Genomic DNA, 20,163 nt, shown 5'->3' with positions numbered 1-20,163 from the left:
CATGGCGGTCTCAGTAACGCTGCCCGCGCTGGGCGAGAGCGTGTCCGAAGGTACTGTCACCCGCTGGCTGAAGGCCGAGGGTGAGCGAGTGGAGGCCGACGAGCCGCTGCTCGAGGTGTCGACCGACAAGGTCGACACCGAGATCCCGGCGCCGGTCTCCGGCATCCTCGCGGCGATCAAGGTCGCCGAGGACGAGACCGTCGAGGTGGGCGCCGAGCTGGCGATCATCGACGACGGCTCGGGTGCACCGGTGGCCGCGGCCGCTCCGGTGGCCGAGGTCGCTGCTCCGGCTCCCGTGGCCGCGCCGGCCCCGGTCGTCGAGGCGCCGGCTGCTCCGGCCCCGGCTGCCGCCGCCCCGGTTGCTCCGGCCGGCGACGCCACCCCGGTACTGCTGCCCGCGCTCGGCGAGTCGGTCTCCGAGGGCACCGTGACCCGCTGGCTCAAGGCCGAGGGTGACACCGTCGAGGTCGACGAGCCGCTGCTCGAGGTCTCCACCGACAAGGTCGACACCGAGATCCCGTCGCCGGTCGCCGGTGTCGTGGTGAAGATCCTGGTCGGCGAGGACGAGACCGCCGAGGTCGGCGCGCAGCTCGCGCTGATCGGTGCGGCGGGTGCGGTCGCTGCTGCTCCTGCTCCGGCTCCGGTCGCTGCTCCGGCCCCCGTGGCCGCGCCGGCCCCGGTCGTCGAGGCTCCGGCCCCGGTGGCCGCCCCGGTCGCCCCGGCCCCGGTGGCCGCTCCGGCTCCGGTCGCCGCCCCGGCGCCCGTGGCCGCTCCGGTTGCTCCGGCCGCCCCGGTCGCCCCGGCTCCGGTCGCCGACGCCGGTGACGCCTACGTCACCCCGCTGGTCCGCAAGCTCGCCGCCGAGCAGGGCATCGCGCTCTCCGCCGTCACCGGCACCGGCGTCGGCGGTCGGATCCGCAAGCAGGACGTGCTCGCCGCCGCCGAGGCCGCGAAGGCCGCCGCCGCTGCTCCGGCCGCCCCGGCCGCCGCCGCTGCCGCGCCGAAGGCCGCTGCCGCCGCGCCGTCCCCGCTGCGCGGTCAGACGGTCAAGATGACCCGGATGCGCAAGGTCATCGGCGACAACATGATGAAGGCCCTGCACGAGCAGGCCCAGCTGACCAGCGTGGTCGAGGTGGACGTCACCAAGATCATGAAGCTGCGCGGCAAGGCCAAGGACGCCTTCCTCGCCCGCGAGGGCGTGAAGCTGTCCCCGATGCCGTTCTTCGTCAAGGCCGCCGCCCAGGCGCTGAAGAGCCACCCGGTGGTCAACGCCCGGATCAACGACGCCGAGGGCACCATCACCTACTTCGACACCGAGAACATCGGTATCGCGGTGGACTCCGAGAAGGGCCTGATGACCCCGGTCATCAAGGGTGCGGGCGACCTCAACCTGGCCGGCATCTCCAAGAAGACCGCCGAGCTGGCCACCAAGGTGCGCGGCAACAAGATCACCCCGGACGAGCTGTCCGGCGCCACCTTCACCATCAGCAACACCGGCTCGCGCGGCGCGCTCTTCGACACCGTCATCGTGCCGCCGAACCAGGCCGCCATCCTGGGCATCGGCGCCACGGTCAAGCGCCCGGTGGTCATCGAGACCCCCGAGGGCACCGTCATCGGCGTCCGCGACATGACCTACCTCTCCCTCTCCTACGACCACCGCCTGGTGGACGGCGCCGACGCCGCCCGCTACCTGGTCGCCGTCAAGGAGATCCTGGAGAGCGGCGAGTTCGAGGTCGAGCTCGGCCTGTAAGGTCCGGACACGCACGCTGGCCGGCATCCCCTCGGGGGTGCCGGCCAGCGGTGTCTTTCCCTGCCCCGTTCACCCGAATCGGGGGCGCATGGGGAGTGGCGCGGGCGCGGATGTTATGCAGTCGCGCCGTGGAGCGAGGATGCTGGAGCGGTGATGTACGAGACCGACTTCTGGCAGATCATCGACGAGACCCGGGACGCCGCCGAGGGGGATCCGGAGGACCAGGCCGACTTGTTGGTGGAGCGGCTTGCGCAGTTGACGCCGGACGAGGTGATCGACTTCGCGCGGTTGTTCGAGGCGCGGTTCCAGCGGGCGTACACCAGGGAGCTGTGGGGGGCGGCTCAGCTGATGTTGGGCGGGGCCTCGGAGGACTCGTTCGACTTCTTCCGGTGTTGGCTGATCGCGCAGGGGCGGGAGGTCTTCGAGGGGGCGGTGCACCATCCGGACGACCTGGCGGAGCTGGTGCCCGACTTCGACGAGGAGGAGGACGGGGACGCGGAGGAGTTCGGGTACGCGGCGGACGAGGCGCACGAGCAGCTCACCGGGATGCCGCTGCCGGATCTGGGGAACAATCAGCCGCGACAGCCGGAGGGCTCCCCGTTCGACTTCTCGGACCCCGCCGTGATGGCGAAGCGCTTCCCCAAGTTGTGGGAGCTGTACGGGGATTGAGCGATCAGAGGGTCCACTCGCTCAGGCCGCGTTGGCGGGGGTGGCGGAGCGCAGTCCGGTGGCGATCTGGTCGAGCACGGCGGGCAGCGGGGCCTTCGGGTCGTCGTCCACCGAGCCGACCAGGGTGGTGAAGCCACCGCCGGGGGCCGGGAGGGCGATCAGCAGCAGGAAGCCCTGGGCGGCCTGCTGCGGCACCACGTGCCAGCGGACGGCGTAGCCGGGCAGGCCGGCCACGGTGAGCGGGCCACTGGTCAGCTCCTGGTGCGCGGCGAGCGGGCCGAAGAGCTGCGGGGCGTAGGAGTCCATGGCCTGGCGGGCCACCGTCTGGGCGTCGGTGCCGGCGGTGGTGGCGGTGTCGATGGAGAAGTTGCCGCGTACGCAGCCGCCGGGGGTGGGGCAGTCGTAGGGGCCGGTGGCCAGCAGCACCGAGGTGGCCGCGTCGTGCGCCTCGGAGGTCCAGCCGGCCGGCAGCGGGACGGTCCAGCCATGGGCGGCGTCCAGCACCGAGGCGCCGTCCGGGGCGACCGGAGCGGCCGAGCCCGGCGGGGTCGCGGGCCTGGAAGGGGAGCGCGGAGCGGACGGGGACGACGGGGACGACGGGGAGCCCGGGCCACTCGCCCGGGGCGAGGGCGCAGGGGCGAGCGGCACCGGCCGGGCGGCGCTCGGCGCGGGGCGGGCCGAGCCCTTGAGCACCGCGATGCAGACCCCGGCCGTCAGCACCACCAGCACCAGCGCACCCGCCAGGATCCCGACGATCAGCCCGGTGCGCTTGCGGGCCGGTGGCGGCGGGAAGTACCCCGGCGCCGGCTGGTACCCGTACAGGGGTGCGGGCGCCGATGCCGGTACCGGTACCGGGGCGGCCGGCGGAAACCCGTACCCCAGCGACTCCACCGGCTCCGGCACCGCCGGGTGCCCGTACGCGGGCGAGGCGTCGGAGACCGGGACCGCGACCGGCTGCACCGGCCCGAGCGGCCGGGTGCGGGTCGTCCAGTCGCGCCCGTCCCAGAAGCGCTCGTGCGCGGGCGTCGCGGGGTCCGGGTACCAGCCGGGAGGAGTGGAGTTGCTCACGGCGTTACCGTATCGGTCGACCGCGCGGTGCAGACAGCGTGGGCGACCTGAGCGCGGGTCAGCGCCGCTTCGTCCGCGCCCGGGTGCCAGGATGGCGGCATGCGCATCGCTGTCACCGGTTCCACGGGGCTGATCGGCTCCGCCCTCGTCCGTTCGCTGCTGGCCGACGGCCACCAGGTGGTCCGGCTGGTCCGCCGGCGCTCGGAGCTCGGGCCGCGGCCCGACGGCACGGTCGGTGTCGGCTGGCATCCGGCCCGTGGCGAGCTGGACCGGGCCGGCCTGCTGGGCGTCGAGGCGGTGGTCCACCTGGCCGGCGCCGGGGTGGCCGACCGCCGCTGGACCGAGGCCTACCGGCGCGAGATCCGCGACAGCCGGGTGCTCGGCACCCGCACCCTGGCCGCCGCGCTGGCCGAACTGGACGCCCCGCCCGCGGTGTTGGTCAGTGCCTCGGCGGTGGGCTACTACGGGCAGACCGGGGACCGGCTGATCGACGAGACGGCGCCGGCCGGGGACGACTTCCTGGCCCGGGTCTGCGTGGACTGGGAGGGTGCGGCGCGGCCGGCCGCCGAGGCGGGGATCCGGGTGGTGCATCCGCGCACCGGGCTGGTGCTGAGTGCCGAGGGCGGGGCCGGGGGACGGCTGTTCCCGCTGTTCAAGCTGGGGCTGGGCGGTCGGCTGGGCTCGGGCGAGCAGTACTGGAGCTTCATCTCGCTGGCCGACCAGATCGCGGCGCTGCGCTTCCTGATCGACAACGCGCAGGTCAGCGGGCCGGTCAACCTGACGGCGCCGCACCCGGTGACCAACGCCGAGCTGACCGCGGCGATGGGGCGGGTGCTGGGCCGGCCGACGCTGTTCGCGGTCCCGGAGTTCGCCTTGAAGCTGGTGCTGGGCGAGATGGCGGTGGAGGTGGTGGGCAGCCACCGGGTGGTGCCCGCGAAACTGCTGGCGGCCGGGTTCAGCTTCGCCCACCCGGAGGTGGACGACGCCGTGCGGGCCGCGCTCTGAGCCGGTCCGGCTGAGCCCGTCAGGCGCTAGGGGCACACGGCACGGCGCACGAGGACGGCGCGTGCCCCCCGGCGTGCCACCGGCGTGACAGGGTACCCATCGATCCGTGCCGATGGCCTTGCCTGATCAAGGTTCTGACGGGGCATCACCCACTCGGACCGTCCCGGCACGCCCGCAGCCGTCTGCCGGCCGGAGCTCCGGGACCAGGGAGGGAGCTCGCCCGTGACCCCACACGACATAGCCCGCCGCAGCCGCCCCGACGACCCCGACGTGGTCGTGGTGGGCGCTGGGCTGGCCGGCCTCGCGGTCGCCCGCTCGTTGACCACCGCCGGACTACAGGTCCAGGTGCTGGAGGCGACCGAGCGGCTCGGCGGCCGGATGGCCGGCCACCAGCTGGACGGATACCGGCTGGACCACGGCGGCCAACTGCTCAACACCGGATTTCCCGAGCTGGTCCGCCGGCTCGACCTGGACGACCTGGCGCTGTGCCCGCTGGCACCCGGGGTGCTGGTGCACAGCGGCGGCCGCCGCTACCGGGTCGGCGCCCCGCAACTGCCCACCGCAAGGCAGGCCGCCGCCCGTTCACCGCTGGGCAGCCCGCTGGAGAAGGCCCGGCTCGGCGCCACCCTCGGCCGGCTGGCCGGCACCCCGGTCGCCCGGCTGCTGACCCGGCCCGAGACCACCACCGCCCGCGCGCTGGCCGACCGCGGCCTGCCGCCCAAGGTGGTGGAAGGCTTCCTGCGCCCCCTGCTCACCGCGCTGCTCAGCGACCCCGCACTGGGCACCAGCAGCCGGGTCGCCGACCTGGTGCTGCGCGGCTACGCCCGCGGCCGCCTCGCCCTGCCCGCCGCCGGCACCGCGGCCGTCCCCGGACAGCTCGCCGGGGCCCTGCCGCCGGGCACGGTACGGCTCGGGGTGCGGGTGACCGCGGTCGGCACCGACGGGGTGGCCACCGCCGAGCACGGTCGGATCGGCGCCCGCGCGGTGGTGCTGGCCACCGACGCCCGCTCGGCGGCCGAGCTGCTGCCCGGTCTGCGGCTACCCGACTTCCACTCCGTGACGACCTACTACCACACCGCCTCCCAGTCGCCGTTGAACGAGGCGGTGCTGCTGCTGGACGCCGACCGCAGCTCCGGCCCGGCCCCGGTCTCGCACTCGCTGGTCCTCAGTCAGGTCCACGAGTCCTACGCCCCGGCCGGCCGCTCCCTGGTGGCCACCACCGTGCTCGGCCGCCGGGCCTTCGGCGCCGGCGGGCCGGCCGCACTCGAGCCCGCGGTACGGGCCCGGCTGGCCGAGCTGTACGGGGTCTCGGCGCGCGAGTGGGAGTTCCTGAGCGTCCGTCACCTGCCGGACGCGGTACCGGCCATGCCGCCACCGCACAACTTCCGCCGCCCGGTGCGGGTCCTCGCCGGCCTCTACGTCTGCGGCGACCACCGCGACACCAGCAGCGCCCAGGGCGCCCTGGTCTCCGGCCGGCGAGCAGCCGACGCGGTGCTGCGCGACCTCGGCCTGGCCACCGTCCCCCAGGTCCGCCAGGACCGGGCGGCGGCCTGAGCGCGACAGCATGGGGGACGTTCGGCGACGTCCCCCATGGCGCTTCCTCAGATCACCCCCGCCTGGCGGGCTGCCTCTTCGAAGGCGCGGGCGGCGGGGCTGCCGCGGTAGGGGGCGAGGCGGCGGTGGAAGTCGCGCAGGTATTCGACGGTGCGGGCGGAGCGCATCTCGCCGGCGGCGCGCAGGGCCTCAGTGGCGAGGGCGCAGGACTCGTCCAGGTCGCCGAGGCCCAGGCGGGCGGCGGCCAGCACGATGCGGCAGAAGACCCTGCTGCGGGCGTAGGTGGCCGAGCGCAGGCGCAGTGACTTCTCGGCGTGCTGGGCGGCCGGGCGCCACTGCTGCAGGTCGCGGTAGCAGTGTGCGAACTCGTCGGCGAGCTGGGCTTCGTCGAAGTAGCGGGCCCAGGAGGGCAGGTCGTCGCCGGGGCGGGCCAGCGCGAGGGCGCGCTCGGAGCGGACCAGCGCGGTGGTGCAGGAGCGGGCGTCGCCCAGCACCCCGTGGCCGCGCGCCTCGGCGGCGTGCATCAGCGACTGGACGGTGGCGGGGGACGCCGTGCCGACGCCCTGCTGCGCCACCCGGGCGAGTTGGACGGCCTCCCGGCCGTGGCCCAGGTGCACCGCCTGCTGGCTCATGGTGATCAGCACGTAGCCGCCGAGCACCCGGTCGCCGGCCGCCTGGGAGAGCCGCAGCGCCTGCACGAAGTAGCGCTGGGCCAGGCCGTGCGCGGCGATGTCGAAGCTGGTCCAGCCGGCCAGCCGGGTCAGGTCGGCGACGGCGGCGAACAGTGCCCGGCCGATCTGCTCGCCGTAGCGGCCGCGCAGCATCGGCTCGGCCTCGCTCTCCAGGTACCGGACCAGCGCCTGGCGGGCGTGGCCGCCGCCGTAGGCGTTGTCCAGCGCGCGGAACAGGTCGCCGACCGCGCGGACGGCGGCGATGTCGCCGCGTCCCACCCGCAGCCCGGCACGCGGCGCCCGGGGGCGGTCCTCCGGACGCGGTGGCGGCAGCGCGGCGGTCCGGGTGCCGGAGACCAGCGGGCGGCGGGCCTGCGAGGGCACCCGGCCCGCCGGGATGCCGGCGCGGGCCGGCTGGTCGCCGTGCTCGGCCGTCGGGTCGAGCCGGGACAGCGGGCCGTCCGGGCCCGGCACGTAGATGCCCGCCGAGCCGTCCCGGGCGACCTGCTCGTCGCCGCGCCCGATCAGCCAGTCGCGGCTGGGCACCACCAGGCCGGCCGGGGTGAAGGCGATCCGCCGCAGCTCGGACTGCGGCCCGGTGTCCTTGCGCCACATGCTGGCGACGATGTCCACCGCCTCCTGCGGCGTCTCGGCGAACTCCAGGCCGGCGTACACCGGCGCGCAGGCGTCCAGGCCGATGTCCTGGGCGGAGAGCCGACGGCCGAGCCGGCGGGTGAACACCTCGGCGATCAGCGCGGGCGTGGCGCCGCGCGGCTGCTGGCCACGCAGCCAGCGGGTCACCGAGGTCTTGTCGTAGCGCAGGTCCAGGCCGTGTTCCAGGCCCAGCTGGTCGACCCGTCGGGCCAGGCCCGCGTGCGAGAAGCCGGCCTCCTCGATCAGTGCCGCGAGCAGCGGGTTCTGGGCGCGGCTCGGGTCGGAGTGCGGGGCGTCCGCCGCGAGCCCGTCCGGATGGTGCTCGGCCAGCGGTCGGTCCTGGCGCTGCCCGGGCAGGGTGGCGCCGGGAAGCAGCGGCTCGCCGTGCGATCCGGGTTCGCTGTGCCGTCCGTGCGGGTCCAGTGGTTCGAGCGGACCGTAGGCCGGGCTGTCGGTTGCAGGCCGTTGGGGCATGTCAGTCAACACCTCTCGGACGCCGCAGTCCGGCCCCCCGGTGCCTTGCGCGACGCCCCTGTCGGGAATCGGCGTGAATGTAGCGAGCATTCGGGCGCTATGGGCGGATTAGGGCAGGCCATCCCCCGAACGGGTGAAGCTACGGCGCCCGATCCGATGAAGGTGGGGCGCTCGGGGTTTGGAAATGCGCGGTTATGGCGCCTTCACGCCTCCATGGTTTCGACCGCCACAGCCGCTCTTGGGACTGTGGCGGTGGCGCACATGCCGAGACCTTCCCTCCGCCGCGCCGGTTCTGACACCATGTCCGGCACCATGAGCCACCCCGCCCCGCCGTCCGACGGCGCACCCGGCACGGCGACGCCGAGCGGCGCCGCTCCCGCGCTGCGCCGGCTGCTCGACCTGCTCGCCGGCGGCACGGCGGCCACCGAGAACTTCTCCGAAGTGCTCGCCGAGGCCCGCCGCCAGGGCGCCGACCCGGGGTTGCTGGCCGAACTGGACGAGGCCACCTGGCTGGCCCTGCGGGTGCACCGGACGCTGCGTCAGCACCGCCGCCGCGAGACCGAGTTGACCGCCCTCTTCGACACCGCCACCGACTTGGCCGCCTCCCGCGACCTGGACGCCGTCCTCCAGGCGATCGTCCGCCGGGCCCGGATGCTGCTCGGCACCGACACCGCCTATCTGACCCTGCCGGACGAGGCGGCCGGCGACACCTACATGCGGGTCACCGACGGCTCGGTCTCGACCCTCTTCCAGAACCTGCGGCTCAGCCTCGGCGACGGCCTCGGCGGCCTGGTCGCGCAGACCGCCCGCCCGTACGCCACCCCCGACTACCGCACCGACGACCGGTTCCGGCACACCGGCCGGATCGACGCGGGAGTGCTGGAGGAGGGGCTGGTCGCGATCCTGGGCGTGCCGCTACTGCTCGGCAAGAGCGTGATCGGGGTGCTGTTCGCCGCCGACCGCTCGCCACGCGCCTTCTCCCCCGACGAGGTCGCGCTGCTCTGCTCGCTGGCCGCACACGCCGCGATCGCGCTGGACACGGCGAAGGCGCTGGCCGACACCCGGGCCGCGCTCGCCGAACTGAACGCCGCCAACACGGTCATCCAGGCGCACGCCGCCGCGGTGCAGCGCGCCGAGCAGGCCCACGACCGGCTCACCGACCTGGTGCTGCGCGGGGCCGACGTGGCCGAGGTGGCCGCCGAGCTGGCCGGACTGCTCGAGTGCGAGATCGCGGTGCACGACGCCGAGGGCCACCCGCTGGCCGGGCGCCCCGCCGCGCCGCAGCGGCTCGCCGAGGCGGTGGAGCGCTCGCGGACCGAGGGCCGCTCGGTCCGGCACGGCGACCGCTGGGTCTGCGCGGTGCTGGCCGGCCAGGAGCCGCTGGGCAGCCTGGTGCTCCGCGGCCGGCCCGAACTGGACGACGCCGACCGGCGGTTGTTCGAGCGCGGCGGCGTGGTCACCGCGCTGCTCCTGCTGCTGCGCCGCTCGGTGGCGGAGGCGGAGAACCGGGTCCGCGGCGAGCTGCTCACCGACCTGCTGACCGCGCCCGGGCGCGACCCGGCCGGGCTGCTGGCCCGCGGCCGCCGGCTCGGCGTGGACCTGGCCCGCCGGCACCTGGTGCTGGTCGCCGAGACCGCTCCGGACGGCCGGGCCCGCCTCGCCGGGGCCGCCGCGCAGTACCTCTTCGGGCAGCGGGCGCCGGCCGGCTCGCGCGGGGTCAGCGCCGAGCACGGCGAAGCCGTGGTGCTGCTGCTGCCGGACGACGGCGCCACCTCCCCCGACGCCGCCGCGGCGGCCGCCGCCGAACGACTGGCCCGGCTGGCCGGACAGCCGGTGACGGTCGGCGGCGGACGGGTCGCGGCCGGCCCCGCCGCGCTGGCCGCCGCGCACGCGGAGGCGGTGCGCTGCGTGCGGGCGCTGCGGGCCCTGGGGCGGGCGGGGGACGGCGCCTCGGCCCAGTCGCTCGGCTTCCTCGGCGTGCTGCTCGGCGACGGGCACGACGTCGCGGGCTTCGTGGAGCGCACCCTCGGCCCTCTGCTGGACTACGACGCCCGCCGGGGCACCGAGCTGGTCCGCACCGTCCGCGCCTACTTCGCCTGCGGCGGCAGCCTCACCCGCGCCAAGGACGAGCTGCACGTCCACGTGAACACCGTGGTGCAGCGCCTGGACCGGGTCGAGGTGCTGCTCGGCCGCGACTGGAGCCACCCGGAGCGCTCGCTGGAGCTGCAGCTGGCACTGCGGCTGCAGCTGCTCTCGGACAGCCACTCGGACGGGTGAACGAGCAGGCGTACAGTGGCGAGGTTGGTCGCACTGGTTACGTCGGCCCGTGGCAAGGAGCAGTGGTGAGTCAGAACGTGCGGTTCGTCCGGATGGGCATCGGCGAGAGCGCCGTCCCCTACCAGCTGGCCTGGGAGGAGCAGCAGCGGCTGCACGCGCTGCGGATGGCCGACGAGATCCCGGACACCGTGCTGCTGCTGGAGCACCCGCCGGTCTTCACCGCCGGCAAGCGGACCAAGCCCGAGGACCTGCCGCTGGACGACACCCCCGTGGTCCAGGTCAACCGCGGCGGCGAGGGCACCTGGCACGGCCCGGGCCAGCTGGTCGGCTACCCGATCGTCAAGCTGCCCGAGCCGATGGACGTGGTCGCCTATGTCCGCCGGCTCGAGGAGGCCCTGATCCGCGCCTGCGCCGACCTGGGCGTGGAGTCCACCCGGGTCGAGGGCCGCAGCGGCGTCTGGGTGCTCGGCCAGGAGCTGCCGGACGCGACGGTGGACCCGGCCCAGGTGGTCGACATCGGCAAGCTGACCCTGCGGATGGGCCTGCCGCTGGGCATCGACCCGCGCCTGGCCGGCCCCGAGTACGCGCCGTCCAACGCCGGCCAGCGCGGCGACGACCGCAAGCTGGCCGCGATCGGCGTCCGGGTGGCGCGCGGCGTGACCATGCACGGCTTCGCGCTCAACTGCAATCCGGACATGACCTGGTTCGACCGGATCATCCCCTGCGGGATCCGGGACGCCGGGGTGGGCTCGCTCTCCACCGAGCTGGGCCGGGACGTGCCGGTCGGCGAGGTGGTCCCGGTGGTCGAGAAGCGGCTGGCCGAGGTCCTCGCCGAGCTACCCGACCCCGCCCTCACCCACTGATCCGGGAATCTACCGTCCGGTAGTGCTGTTGCCCTGCGATTGCGGGGCACCGGCCCGGCGAAGACCGTACAAGCACAGGCGTACCCTGGGGGTACCCCGTCTACTTCTAGGAGCCGATGTGTCCGCTGTCGCACCCGACGGCAGGAAGCTTCTCCGCCTGGAGGTCCGCAACAGCGAGACCCCCATCGAGCGGAAGCCCGAGTGGATCAAGACCCGGGCGAAGATGGGCCCGGAGTACAACGCCCTCCAGTCGCTGGTGAAGAAGGAGGGGCTGCACACGGTCTGTCAGGAGGCCGGCTGCCCCAACATCTTCGAGTGCTGGGAGGACCGCGAGGCCACCTTCCTGATCGGCGGTGACCAGTGCACCCGCCGCTGTGACTTCTGCCAGATCGACACCGGCAAGCCCGCCGACTTCGACCGGGACGAGCCGCGCCGGGTCGCCGAGTCCATCGTCACCATGGACCTCAACTACGCGACCATCACCGGTGTCGCCCGTGACGACCTGGAGGACGGCGGCGCCTGGCTGTACGCCGAGACGGTCCGCCAGGTGCACGCGATGACCGCCTCCCGCGAGGCCGGCCGCACCGGTGTCGAGCTGCTGATCCCCGACTTCAACGCGGTGCCCGAGCAGCTGGCCGAGGTCTTCTCGTCCCGCCCCGAGGTGCTGGCGCACAACGTCGAGACGGTGCCGCGGATCTTCAAGCGGATCCGCCCCGCGTTCCGCTACGAGCGTTCGCTGGACGTCATCACCCAGGCCCGCGCGGCCGGTCTGGTGACCAAGTCCAACCTGATCCTGGGCATGGGCGAGACCCGCGAGGAGGTCAGCCAGGCGCTGGCCGACCTGGTCGGCGCCGGCTGCGAGCTGATCACCATCACCCAGTACCTGCGCCCCTCGGTGCGTCATCACCCCGTGGAGCGGTGGGTCAAGCCGCAGGAGTTCGTGGAGCTGCAGCAGGAGGCCGAGGAGCTCGGCTTCGCCGGCGTGATGTCCGGGCCGCTGGTGCGCTCCTCCTACCGCGCGGGCCGGCTGTACCGGCAGGCGCTGGAGCACCGGGCGAAGTCCGCGGTCTGAGCGGTCGCGGCGTTCGGTGGGGTTGCTGAGTGACGAGGTTGCTGAGTGACGAGGGCGCTGTGTGACGAGGGCGCTGTGTGACGAGGGCGCTGTGTGACGAGGGTCCGGGCCGGGTGCGGCTCGGGCCCTCGTTTTCATTCGCCCTTGACCGACAGGTCATCGGCCGGTAACAGCGGTCGTCGAGACTGGCAGCAGGCTCGGCGAGGGGAGTGGCCCGACATGCGTACCACCATCTCAGTGGCGATCAGGCTGGCGGATCGCGTGCTGCTGGCCGGCGGCCGCAACCAGGCCCGGCTGAACGCCTGGAGCGCGGTCTGCGAGAACCGCCGGCACGCGGCCGACCGCGAGGCGGCGCTGGCCCTGGTGCAGGGTCGCTAGGACGCTGCGAGGAGCAGCGCTGGGACCGTACGGATCACGGCCGCGGGACGGTACGAATTACTGCCGCGCGACCGTACGGATCACGGCGGCGGGACCGTACGGATCACGGTTCGGTCCGAATCGGGACCGGGCTTCGTTATCCGCCGCCCCTGCCACGTACCATGACCTTCATGGCGAGGGAAACATCCGATACTCCTGGGCGACTCAAGCAGATCCGCCAGGCGTACATCATGACCAAGAAGGTCGACACCAAGATCGGCCTGATCATCGGAGGCGTTGGCCTCCTCACCTTCGGCGTGTTCCTCGCCATCGGTTTCCTGATCGGTCACCCCATCTACCTGGGGATCCTGGGCTTCATCGTGGCGTTCCTGGCCGCGGCCATCGTCTTCGGCCGTCGGGCTGAGCGGGCCGCGTTCGGGCAGATGGAGGGCCAGCCCGGCGCTGCCGCGGCCGTGCTCAACAACATCAAGCGCGGCTGGAGCGCCAACCCGACCCCGGTGGCGGTCACCCGCAGCCAGGACGCGGTCTACCGCGCGGTGGGCCGGGCCGGCATCGCGCTGATCGGTGAGGGCAACCCGAACCGGGTGCGCCCGCTGCTCGCGGCCGAGAAGAAGAAGATGTCCCGCGTGGTCGGCGACATCCCGGTGCACGACATCGTGGTCGGCGACGGCGAGGGCGAGGTGCCGCTGAAGAAGCTGCAGATCACCCTGATGCGGCTGCCCCGCGCCATCTCGCCGGCCCAGGTGACCGAGACCAACGACCGGCTGCGTGCGCTGGGCGACCTGCTCTCCAAGGCGCCGATCCCCAAGGGCCCGATGCCGAAGGGCGCCCGGATGCCCAAGGGCGGCGGGCAGGCTCGCTGAGGTCTCCCACACGTCAAAGCAAGGCCCGCTGCGGATCTCCGCAGCGGGCCTTCTCAGTTCTTCTCCGGGGATCAGCTGCGGACCTCGACCGTGCCGACCGCCTTGTCGTGCAGCCCGCGCGAGTCGCGGTCCCAGACCACGGCCGGCACCACCATGCAGAGCAGCAGGGTGCGCAGCAGCATCTGCGGGATGGTCGCCCGGCCACCGTCCAGCCGGACCACCCGCAGGCCGAAGAGCCGCTTGCCGAAGGTCGTCCCGGCGGTTGCCAGCAGGATCGCGTTGATCGCGAAGAAGACCGGCAGGCCGTAGAGGTTGGCCTTCTGCAGGTTGCCGTGGGCGAGCAGCCCGTAGGCGATCAGGTTGGCGATCCAACCGTCGACGAAGAGCGCGCCGATCCGTCGGCCGGGCCCGGCCACCGAGCCGGAGCCGGTCTGCGGGCGGCCGAGCCGCTCACCGCGGTAGCCGAAGTCGGCGCCCATCCGCTCGGCCGCGGCCTTGGGGCCCTCCAGCCACGATCCCAGTGCTTCTCTACTGTCCACGAAAGCCACAGTAGCCGGGCGTACCGCCCGGATCGGCGGCGACTCCCCCTGCGGGTGAATCCGCGTCGCAGCGGCCCGACAAGTGGTCCAGACCACTTCGGAAGAACTCCCCATTCGGCGACGCGTTTTGCCCCTTCCCGTGTGGCTTTGCGACCCGTCCGAGCAGGCTGGTTAACATGGGTGAAACGATAGGGTCACCGCCAGGAAACGGGCGGTTCCTATCGTGAGCCCACCCCTGGCCGGTTGGGACGACCGACCGAATCGCCAGGTACGAGGAGGAATTGATGTTCAAGAACGCCGACGAGGTCAAGGCTTACATCGCGGAGAACGACATCAAGTTCGTGGATGTCCGGTTCTGCGACCTGCCAGGCGTCATGCAGCACTTCGCGGTCCCGGCGGCCACCTTCGACCCCGCCGAGACGCTGATGTTCGACGGCTCGTCGATCCGCGGGTTCCAGGCCATCCACGAGTCGGACATGGCCCTGGTGCCGGACCTGGCCACGGCCCGGCTCGACCCGTTCCGCAAGGACAAGCACCTCAACATCAACTTCTTCATCCAGGACCCGATCACCGGCGAGGCCTACAGCCGCGACCCGCGCAACGTGGCCAAGAAGGCCGAGGCCTACCTCGCCTCCTCCGGCATCGCCGACACCGCCTTCTTCGGTCCCGAGGCCGAGTTCTACGTCTTCGACTCGGTCCGCTTCGAGACCAGCGCCAACGCCTCGTACTACCACATCGACTCCGAGGCCGGCGCCTGGAACACCGGCTCCGCCGAGGGCGACGCGCGCGGCTACAAGGTCAAGTACAAGGGCGGCTACTTCCCGATCCCGCCGGTCGACCACTTCGCCGACCTGCGCGCCGAGATGTCGCTGGAACTGGCCGCCGCCGGCCTGCAGGTGGAGCGTCAGCACCACGAGGTCGGCACCGCCGGCCAGGCCGAGATCAACTACAAGTTCAACACCCTGCTGCACGCCGCCGACGACCTGATGCTGTTCAAGTACATCATCAAGAACGTGGCCTGGCGCAACGGCAAGACCGCCACCTTCATGCCCAAGCCGATCTTCGGCGACAACGGCTCCGGCATGCACGTGCACCAGTCGCTCTGGGCCGAGGGCGCACCGCTCTTCTACGACGAGCAGGGCTACGCGGGCCTGTCCGACACCGCCCGCTACTACATCGGCGGCCTGCTCAAGCACGCCCCCTCGCTGCTCGCCTTCACCAACCCCTCGGTGAACTCCTACCACCGCCTGGTCCCCGGCTTCGAGGCCCCGGTCAACCTGGTCTACTCGCAGCGCAACCGCTCGGCCGCGATCCGGATCCCGATCACCGGCTCCAACGCCAAGGCCAAGCGCATCGAGTTCCGCGCCCCCGACCCGTCCTCCAACCCCTACCTCGCCTTCGCCGCGATGCTGATGGCCGGCCTGGACGGGATCAAGAACAAGATCGAGCCGCTCCAGCCGGTCGACAAGGACCTCTACGAGCTCGCCCCCGACGAGCACGCGAGCGTCCCCCAGGTCCCCGCCTCCCTCCCCGCCGTCCTCGAGGCCCTGGAGCAGGACCACGAGTACCTCCTGGCCGGTGGCGTCTTCACGCCCGACCTGATCGAGACCTGGATCGACTTCAAGCGCACCAACGAGATCGCCCCGATCGCCCTGCGGCCGCACCCGCACGAGTTCGAGCTGTACTACGACCTGTAGGGGTGCCTCTGACCTGCGGAAACGCAGTTTGATCTCTCATCGTTTCCGCAGGTCAGCACGTCTCTGACCTGCGGAAACATCGGCTGGCCGAGTCGTGTCGATTGCTCTGGGGCTCGCGATGTGAAATGAGAGTGCACTGAGTTCGATCTCGGCATGAGGCGGGTGAGGGAGCCTAGCGCGGTGGCGATCACGGCGGGTTTCCAGGTCATTTCTGCGGTGGCGGAGATGGCCTGGATGATGCCTTCGCCGACCACGATGATGGCGGAGAGGCCGAGGCGTTCGGTGAGGTGCGAGCCTGGCCATAGGCGGTCTGGTCGCGCGGGTGCCTCGGGAGGTGTGCCGCGGTGTTTCGTGATCTTGTCGACGCGCTCCAGGGTCCGAGTGATGAGGCGTTGGCCGGAGACCGCGAACAGGGCGGTGAAGTCGAGGACGATGCTCAGGGCCCAGAGCCAGTACCGCAGGGGCGGGTCGGTCCACAGGGAGGCGATCCAGAGCACGGTGCTGCCGCCGAGCTGGGCGAGGGGCCAGTCCATAACGACGGTGCCGCGTTGCCAGATGCGGCCGGCGAGCCAGCGCAGCAGGACGTAGGTGATGATGAAGGCCGTGGCGTGGGTGCCGCGGATGCCGGGCACCGATGCGGCGAGGACGGCCATGCCGAGCATTCCGAGCAGGATGGTGGAGGTTCGGGCCTGCTCGGCCCGGATGTTGCCGTAGGCGGTGAAGCCGGTCCAGGCGATCCAGAAGGCGCAGTACAGCACGGTGTAGAGGGCCAGGTCGGCCAGTGACGGGGCGCCGTGCAGTACGTGGGCGATCTGCCCGACGCCGGCGACGACGACCAGGTCGAAGAACAGCTCGGTCCAGGTCGCGTGCTGGTCCTTCTCTCCGCCGCCGACCTGCGGCGGGGTGAGCAGGGGCCCATAACACGGGCCGCGGCTGTCTTGAGCGTCGACCGGTGCGGCATTTGGCGCCAGGATCGATCGTGGTCGGACTCGGCGCGGATGCTCGGCCGCGAGGGCCATGCCATCCCAGCCTGGTCGGGGCGGCGTTCGCCGAGTACGGGCGCATCGACAAGACCCTGCACCTGCTCGCGTGGGCGAACCCGGTCGACGACACCTACCGGCATTCGCTGAACCGGCAGTTGACCGTGCAGGAGTCTCGCCTCCGTCTCGCCCGAGCCATCGCGCACGGCGGCAACGGGCAGATCCGGCAGGCCTACCGAGACGGCCGAGAAGGCCAGCTCGCGGTGCTGGGGCTGGTCCTGAACGCCGCGGTGCTGTGGAAACCTCGACGCCGCGGTCACCGCCCTGCGCGCGCGACGGGCGAGCCGGTGGCGGAGGAGGACGTGAAGCGGCTGTCGCCGCTGCTTACCAGCCACATCAACTTCCACGGCCGCTACGCCTTCTCGTCCACTGGCCCGGCCCAGGGGCGACGCCCGCTGCGCGACCGGCACGCGGAGAAGGACACCGCCGGCGAAGGCGCGGACGATTAGCCGGAAAAGGAAGAGGCTCGTGAACTGCCCTCGCCTGTGAGCCATGACACGGAGCTCTCGGTTGTCCAGGACACCGATCTGCCTATTATAGGAGACAGAACTGTCTGTCTCTCAGGATCGCATGTCGGCCGTTGCCGTGCTCTGCGAAGTGCCGCCGCCACCCTGTCGGCGCCGTCCTGCGCCCTTTCCTGCGGAGGGCAGCTCTTGCCGTCCGCCAACTTGTAGGGAGAAAGCCGATGTCCAAGAACCGCAGCGCCAAGCGCCGCCGGGTCAGCGTTGCCGTCGCCGGAGTGGCGGGCTTCGCCCTCGCCGCCGGAGTGGCCGTGAGCGCCTCCGCCGCCACGGGCGGCACCACCGTCAGTGCCTCCGTCGCTCAGGCGAAGCAGCTCCGCGCCGTCAAGCCGACGATCGTGCTGGTGCACGGCGCCTGGTCCGACTCGTCCAGCTGGAGCGGCGTCGTCAAGCGCCTCCAGGCGGCCGGCTACCAGGTCGACGCCCCGGCCAACCCGCTGCGCGGCCTGAAGAGCGACTCCGCCTACCTGGCCGACTACCTCAAGACGATCCAGGGCCCGATCGTCCTGGTCGGCCACTCCTACGGCGGCGAGGTCATTACCAACGCCGCCACGGGCAACCCGAACGTCAAGGCGCTCGTCTACATCGCCGCCCTGGCCCCGGACCAGGGCGAGAGCGCCGCGGTCATCAGCGCGGAGTTCCCCGGCAGCCACCTCAGCGACGACCCGAAGGCGCCGGTCCCCACCGCGCTGAACGCCGTCCCGTTCACGCAGGGCGTCGGCGGCACCGGTATCGACCTCTACCTCAAGGCGGACAAGTACCGCGACGTGTTCCTCAGCGGCCGATTCAACAACGCGACCGCCGCCGAGCTCGCGGCCACCCAGCGCCCCCTGACCGCGCAGGGGCTGGTCGAGCCCTCCGGCACCCCGGCCTGGAAGACGATCCCGTCTTGGTACCTCGTCGCGAGCGACGACCACACCATCCCGCCGGCCGCCGAGAAGTTCATGGCCGCGCGCGCCCACGCCCACACCGTCGAGGTCAACGCGCCGCACGCGGTCGCGCTGACCGACCCGGGCGCCGTGACGAGCCTCATCGAAAAGGCCGTCGTCGCCCGGGGCTGACCGGCCTACCATCGGCCTCCGCCGCTTCCACGGGCGGCGGAGGCCCACCCCGCCCGGGTCCAAATCCCCGCCGAGGGCATCCCTGTGACCGCGCCCTGCGGAGCCCGCCGGCACCTCTCACCCCGCTGCACAAGATCCATGGAAGGTCGTCATGACCGAGAACACCGTGCCCCGTCCTGTCCTCGAACCCGCCGCACAGGCCTTCGCCGAGGCCACCGCGAACCCGCCGTACCTGTTCAACCTCGCCACGGCCGAGGGCCGCAAGGCCGTCGACGAGGTGCAGTCCGGCGACATCGCCAAGCCCGCCGTCGACGAGGAATGGATCACCGTCGACGGCGGCCCCACCGGCTCCGTCCGGGCCCGCGTCGTCAAGCCGGTCGGGAGCCAGAGCCCTCTCCCGGTGATCATCTACATTCACGGTGCGGGCTGGGTGTTCGGCAATGCCCACACCCACGACCGCCTGGTCCGTGAGCTGGCCGTGGGCGCGAACGCCGCCGTGGTCTTCCCCGAGTACGACCTGTCGCCCGAGGCCCGCTATCCGGTCGCCATCGAGCAGAACTACGCGGTCGCGCAGTGGGTGGTCCGCGTCGGTGCGGCCAAGGGCCTGGACGCCACCCGAATCGCGGTCGCCGGGGACTCGGTCGGCGGCAACATGGCCGCCGCGCTCACCTTGATGGCCAAGGAGCGCGGCGATGTCCCGCTGGTCCAGCAGGTCCTGTTCTACCCGGTGACCGACGCGAGCTGCAACACGCCCTCCTACCACCAGTTCGCCGAGGGCTACTTCCTGCGCCGCGACGGCATGCAGTGGTTCTGGGACCAGTACACGACGGATGAGACCGAGAGGGCCCAGATCACCGCGTCGCCCCTTCGGGCCACGACCGAGCAGCTCGGGGATCTGCCGTCGGCGCTGGTCATCACCGCCGAGGCCGACGTCCTGCGCGACGAGGGCGAGGCGTATGCCAACAAGCTCCGCGAAGCCGGCGTGTCCGTCACCGCGGTCCGCTACCAGGGGATCATCCACGACTTCGTGATGCTCAATGCCCTGCGTGAAACTTCCGCCGCCGAGGCAGCCATCAACCAGGCCGTCGACGTCCTGCGCAAGGCCCTGCACGCCAACTGAGACGAAGTAGAACAAGGCGAGGAGCCTCGAGCCGCGCTGCGGCCCGGGGCTCCTCGCGCCTTGCCATGAAGGTGTGGCCTCCAGGCGATCACGCCGTTCCGGCCATTCGATCCTGGGCGTCCGGCGGACCCCGTCTGCGGCCATCGGTGCGGCCCAAGCCTTCCGGCACGCCTGGATGCCCGCCGACCTGGGAACTCAGGCAGCAGACGACGACTGGCCCAGGACGGCGTGTGCGCCCTGTGCCAGCGCGCCGGAGACGGCCGGACCGTCGAGGTAGCCGCCGACCATGGCGCCGTCACGCAGCAGGACCAGCATGGCTGCGGCGGCGGACGGATCGGGGTGTCCGCAGGCGGCCGCCAGGGAGGTGAGGGCGTCGCGGAACCAAGCCCGGTGCTCGTCGATGGCCCGGCGGACGGGGTGCTCGGGGTCGGGGTATTCCGCGGCGGCGTTGATGAACGGGCAGCCCCGGAAGCCGGCGCCGCAGGTCTCCTCAGCGATCCCGGCGACGAGCAGGTCGAGCACCTGCTCGGGAGAGGCGACCTCGGCGGCGCCGGCGGTGAACTGGGCCCGGATGGCGGCGTCGCGACCGCGCAGGTACGCCAGCACCAGATCGTCCTTGCTGCGGAAGTGCCGGTAGAACGTCGCCTTGGGGACCCTGCCCTCGGCGATCAGCCGGTCCACCCCGACGGCCTGGATCCCCTCGGCGTAGAAGAGCTTGGACGCGGTCTCCAGCAGCCGCTCACGCGGCTGCGACTTCGGGGCGGCACGGTCGGTCACAGCATCCATGCCCCCAGAGTAACAGACAGGTCTGTCTTGACACTGGCCTGCATGGATGCTCTGCTTGAGGCAAGACAGAACTGTCTGTCTCAATCGAAGGAGTGGTGAGC

At 72.5% G+C, this 20,163-nt stretch carries 18 protein-coding genes; 13 read left to right on the top strand and 5 right to left on the bottom strand.

The window, feature by feature from the left end; translation table 11 throughout:
* Position 1: 1 nt before the first annotated feature.
* Positions 2-1,750 carry a 2-oxoglutarate dehydrogenase, E2 component, dihydrolipoamide succinyltransferase gene (sucB, locus tag BR98_RS31175; RefSeq protein WP_035850084.1) on the top strand — a complete coding sequence of 583 codons (1,749 nt, stop codon included), beginning with the start codon at positions 2-4 and terminating at the stop codon, positions 1,748-1,750.
* 153 nt (positions 1,751-1,903) lie between these two features.
* Positions 1,904-2,419, top strand: a complete 516-nt coding sequence (locus BR98_RS31170; protein ID WP_035854475.1) for a DUF4240 domain-containing protein — start codon at positions 1,904-1,906, stop codon at positions 2,417-2,419.
* A gap of 21 nt (positions 2,420-2,440) precedes the next feature.
* Here BR98_RS31170 and BR98_RS41715 read toward each other — a convergent pair whose 3' ends face one another.
* Positions 2,441-3,487 carry a DUF2510 domain-containing protein gene (locus BR98_RS41715; RefSeq protein ID WP_035850082.1) on the bottom strand — a complete coding sequence of 349 codons (1,047 nt, stop codon included), beginning with the start codon at positions 3,485-3,487 and terminating at the stop codon, positions 2,441-2,443.
* A 99-nt stretch (positions 3,488-3,586) separates the two neighbouring features.
* On the opposite strand from BR98_RS41715, the gene BR98_RS31160 reads away from it, so the two are divergent.
* Positions 3,587-4,492 carry a TIGR01777 family oxidoreductase gene (locus BR98_RS31160; RefSeq protein ID WP_035850080.1) on the top strand — a complete coding sequence of 302 codons (906 nt, stop codon included), beginning with the start codon at positions 3,587-3,589 and terminating at the stop codon, positions 4,490-4,492.
* Positions 4,493-4,714: 222 nt separating this feature from the next.
* Positions 4,715-6,046, top strand: coding sequence for an NAD(P)/FAD-dependent oxidoreductase (locus BR98_RS31155; RefSeq protein ID WP_232247703.1), 1,332 nt, complete (start codon positions 4,715-4,717; stop codon positions 6,044-6,046).
* A 47-nt stretch (positions 6,047-6,093) separates the two neighbouring features.
* Here the strand turns inward: BR98_RS31155 and BR98_RS31150 are convergent, their stop codons facing one another.
* Positions 6,094-7,845 carry a regulator gene (locus BR98_RS31150; RefSeq protein WP_232247702.1) on the bottom strand — a complete coding sequence of 584 codons (1,752 nt, stop codon included), beginning with the start codon at positions 7,843-7,845 and terminating at the stop codon, positions 6,094-6,096.
* A 312-nt stretch (positions 7,846-8,157) separates the two neighbouring features.
* Between BR98_RS31150 and BR98_RS31145 the strand changes: the two genes are divergently transcribed.
* The 5 genes from BR98_RS31145 to BR98_RS31130 all read left to right on the top strand — a co-directional run bounded on the left by BR98_RS31145 (position 8,158) and on the right by BR98_RS31130 (position 13,298).
* Complete coding sequence (locus BR98_RS31145) at positions 8,158-10,122, top strand: helix-turn-helix domain-containing protein (protein WP_051971227.1); 1,965 nt, start codon at positions 8,158-8,160, stop codon at positions 10,120-10,122.
* Positions 10,123-10,214: 92 nt separating this feature from the next.
* Positions 10,215-10,985, top strand: a complete 771-nt coding sequence (gene lipB / locus BR98_RS31140) for a lipoyl(octanoyl) transferase LipB (RefSeq protein WP_035854465.1) — start codon at positions 10,215-10,217, stop codon at positions 10,983-10,985.
* A 118-nt stretch (positions 10,986-11,103) separates the two neighbouring features.
* Complete coding sequence (gene lipA / locus BR98_RS31135; protein WP_035850073.1) at positions 11,104-12,057, top strand: lipoyl synthase; 954 nt, start codon at positions 11,104-11,106, stop codon at positions 12,055-12,057.
* Positions 12,058-12,276: 219 nt separating this feature from the next.
* Positions 12,277-12,435, top strand: a complete 159-nt coding sequence (locus tag BR98_RS40605) for a hypothetical protein (protein WP_198042316.1) — start codon at positions 12,277-12,279, stop codon at positions 12,433-12,435.
* Between the two features lie 170 nt (positions 12,436-12,605).
* On the top strand, positions 12,606-13,298 hold the full coding sequence (locus BR98_RS31130; protein WP_035854463.1) for a DUF4191 domain-containing protein: 693 nt from the start codon (positions 12,606-12,608) through the stop codon (positions 13,296-13,298).
* Between the two features lie 71 nt (positions 13,299-13,369).
* Here the strand turns inward: BR98_RS31130 and BR98_RS31125 are convergent, their stop codons facing one another.
* Positions 13,370-13,837 carry an RDD family protein gene (locus BR98_RS31125; RefSeq protein ID WP_083977711.1) on the bottom strand — a complete coding sequence of 156 codons (468 nt, stop codon included), beginning with the start codon at positions 13,835-13,837 and terminating at the stop codon, positions 13,370-13,372.
* A 284-nt stretch (positions 13,838-14,121) separates the two neighbouring features.
* Here BR98_RS31125 and glnA point away from each other — a divergent pair, with 284 nt between their 5' ends.
* Positions 14,122-15,534, top strand: coding sequence for a type I glutamate--ammonia ligase (gene glnA, locus BR98_RS31120; protein WP_035850063.1), 1,413 nt, complete (start codon positions 14,122-14,124; stop codon positions 15,532-15,534).
* Here glnA and BR98_RS31115 read toward each other — a convergent pair.
* Positions 15,522-16,553, bottom strand: a complete 1,032-nt coding sequence (locus BR98_RS31115) for a low temperature requirement protein A (protein WP_063774866.1) — start codon at positions 16,551-16,553, stop codon at positions 15,522-15,524. The genes glnA and BR98_RS31115 overlap by 13 nt on opposite strands.
* Between BR98_RS31115 and BR98_RS31110 the strand changes: the two genes are divergently transcribed.
* The 3 genes from BR98_RS31110 (at position 16,514) to BR98_RS31100 (ending at position 19,276) form a co-directional block, all read left to right on the top strand.
* The gene (locus BR98_RS31110; RefSeq protein WP_198042315.1) at positions 16,514-17,023 is read left to right on the top strand and encodes a Tn3 family transposase; all 510 of its coding nucleotides are present in this window, start codon (positions 16,514-16,516) and stop codon (positions 17,021-17,023) included. The genes BR98_RS31115 and BR98_RS31110 overlap by 40 nt on opposite strands.
* Before the next feature lie 236 nt (positions 17,024-17,259).
* On the top strand, positions 17,260-18,156 hold the full coding sequence (locus BR98_RS31105) for an alpha/beta fold hydrolase (RefSeq protein ID WP_035850061.1): 897 nt from the start codon (positions 17,260-17,262) through the stop codon (positions 18,154-18,156).
* Positions 18,157-18,307: 151 nt separating this feature from the next.
* Positions 18,308-19,276, top strand: coding sequence for an alpha/beta hydrolase (locus tag BR98_RS31100; protein ID WP_035850059.1), 969 nt, complete (start codon positions 18,308-18,310; stop codon positions 19,274-19,276).
* Positions 19,277-19,471: 195 nt separating this feature from the next.
* Here the strand turns inward: BR98_RS31100 and BR98_RS31095 are convergent, their stop codons facing one another.
* Positions 19,472-20,062, bottom strand: a complete 591-nt coding sequence (locus tag BR98_RS31095; protein WP_035850057.1) for a TetR/AcrR family transcriptional regulator — start codon at positions 20,060-20,062, stop codon at positions 19,472-19,474.
* Positions 20,063-20,163 lie beyond the last annotated feature (101 nt).

Source organism: Kitasatospora azatica KCTC 9699 (assembly GCF_000744785.1).
GTDB lineage: Bacteria > Actinomycetota > Actinomycetes > Streptomycetales > Streptomycetaceae > Kitasatospora > Kitasatospora azatica.
The sequence above is the reverse complement of the archived record's forward strand: the minus strand, read 5'-3'. Positions and strand labels throughout refer to the sequence as shown.

Bases quoted from the DNA above. Each gene is read 5' to 3' on its own strand.
- BR98_RS40605 (WP_198042316.1), top strand. From the start codon at position 12,277: ATGCGTACCACCATCTCAGTGGCGATCAGGCTGGCGGATCGCGTGCTG.
- lipB (WP_035854465.1), top strand. From the start codon at position 10,215: ATGGGCATCGGCGAGAGCGCCGTCCCCTACCAGCTGGCCTGGGAGGAG.
- BR98_RS31145 (WP_051971227.1), top strand. From the start codon at position 8,158: ATGAGCCACCCCGCCCCGCCGTCCGACGGCGCACCCGGCACGGCGACG.
- BR98_RS31105 (WP_035850061.1), top strand. From the start codon at position 17,260: ATGTCCAAGAACCGCAGCGCCAAGCGCCGCCGGGTCAGCGTTGCCGTC.
- BR98_RS31150 (WP_232247702.1), bottom strand. From the start codon at position 7,845: ATGCCCCAACGGCCTGCAACCGACAGCCCGGCCTACGGTCCGCTCGAA.
- BR98_RS31170 (WP_035854475.1), top strand. From the start codon at position 1,904: ATGTACGAGACCGACTTCTGGCAGATCATCGACGAGACCCGGGACGCC.
- BR98_RS31160 (WP_035850080.1), top strand. From the start codon at position 3,587: ATGCGCATCGCTGTCACCGGTTCCACGGGGCTGATCGGCTCCGCCCTC.
- BR98_RS31130 (WP_035854463.1), top strand. From the start codon at position 12,606: ATGGCGAGGGAAACATCCGATACTCCTGGGCGACTCAAGCAGATCCGC.
- sucB (WP_035850084.1), top strand. From the start codon at position 2: ATGGCGGTCTCAGTAACGCTGCCCGCGCTGGGCGAGAGCGTGTCCGAA.
- BR98_RS31115 (WP_063774866.1), bottom strand. From the start codon at position 16,553: ATGGCCCTCGCGGCCGAGCATCCGCGCCGAGTCCGACCACGATCGATC.
- BR98_RS31100 (WP_035850059.1), top strand. From the start codon at position 18,308: ATGACCGAGAACACCGTGCCCCGTCCTGTCCTCGAACCCGCCGCACAG.
- glnA (WP_035850063.1), top strand. From the start codon at position 14,122: ATGTTCAAGAACGCCGACGAGGTCAAGGCTTACATCGCGGAGAACGAC.
- BR98_RS31095 (WP_035850057.1), bottom strand. From the start codon at position 20,062: ATGGATGCTGTGACCGACCGTGCCGCCCCGAAGTCGCAGCCGCGTGAG.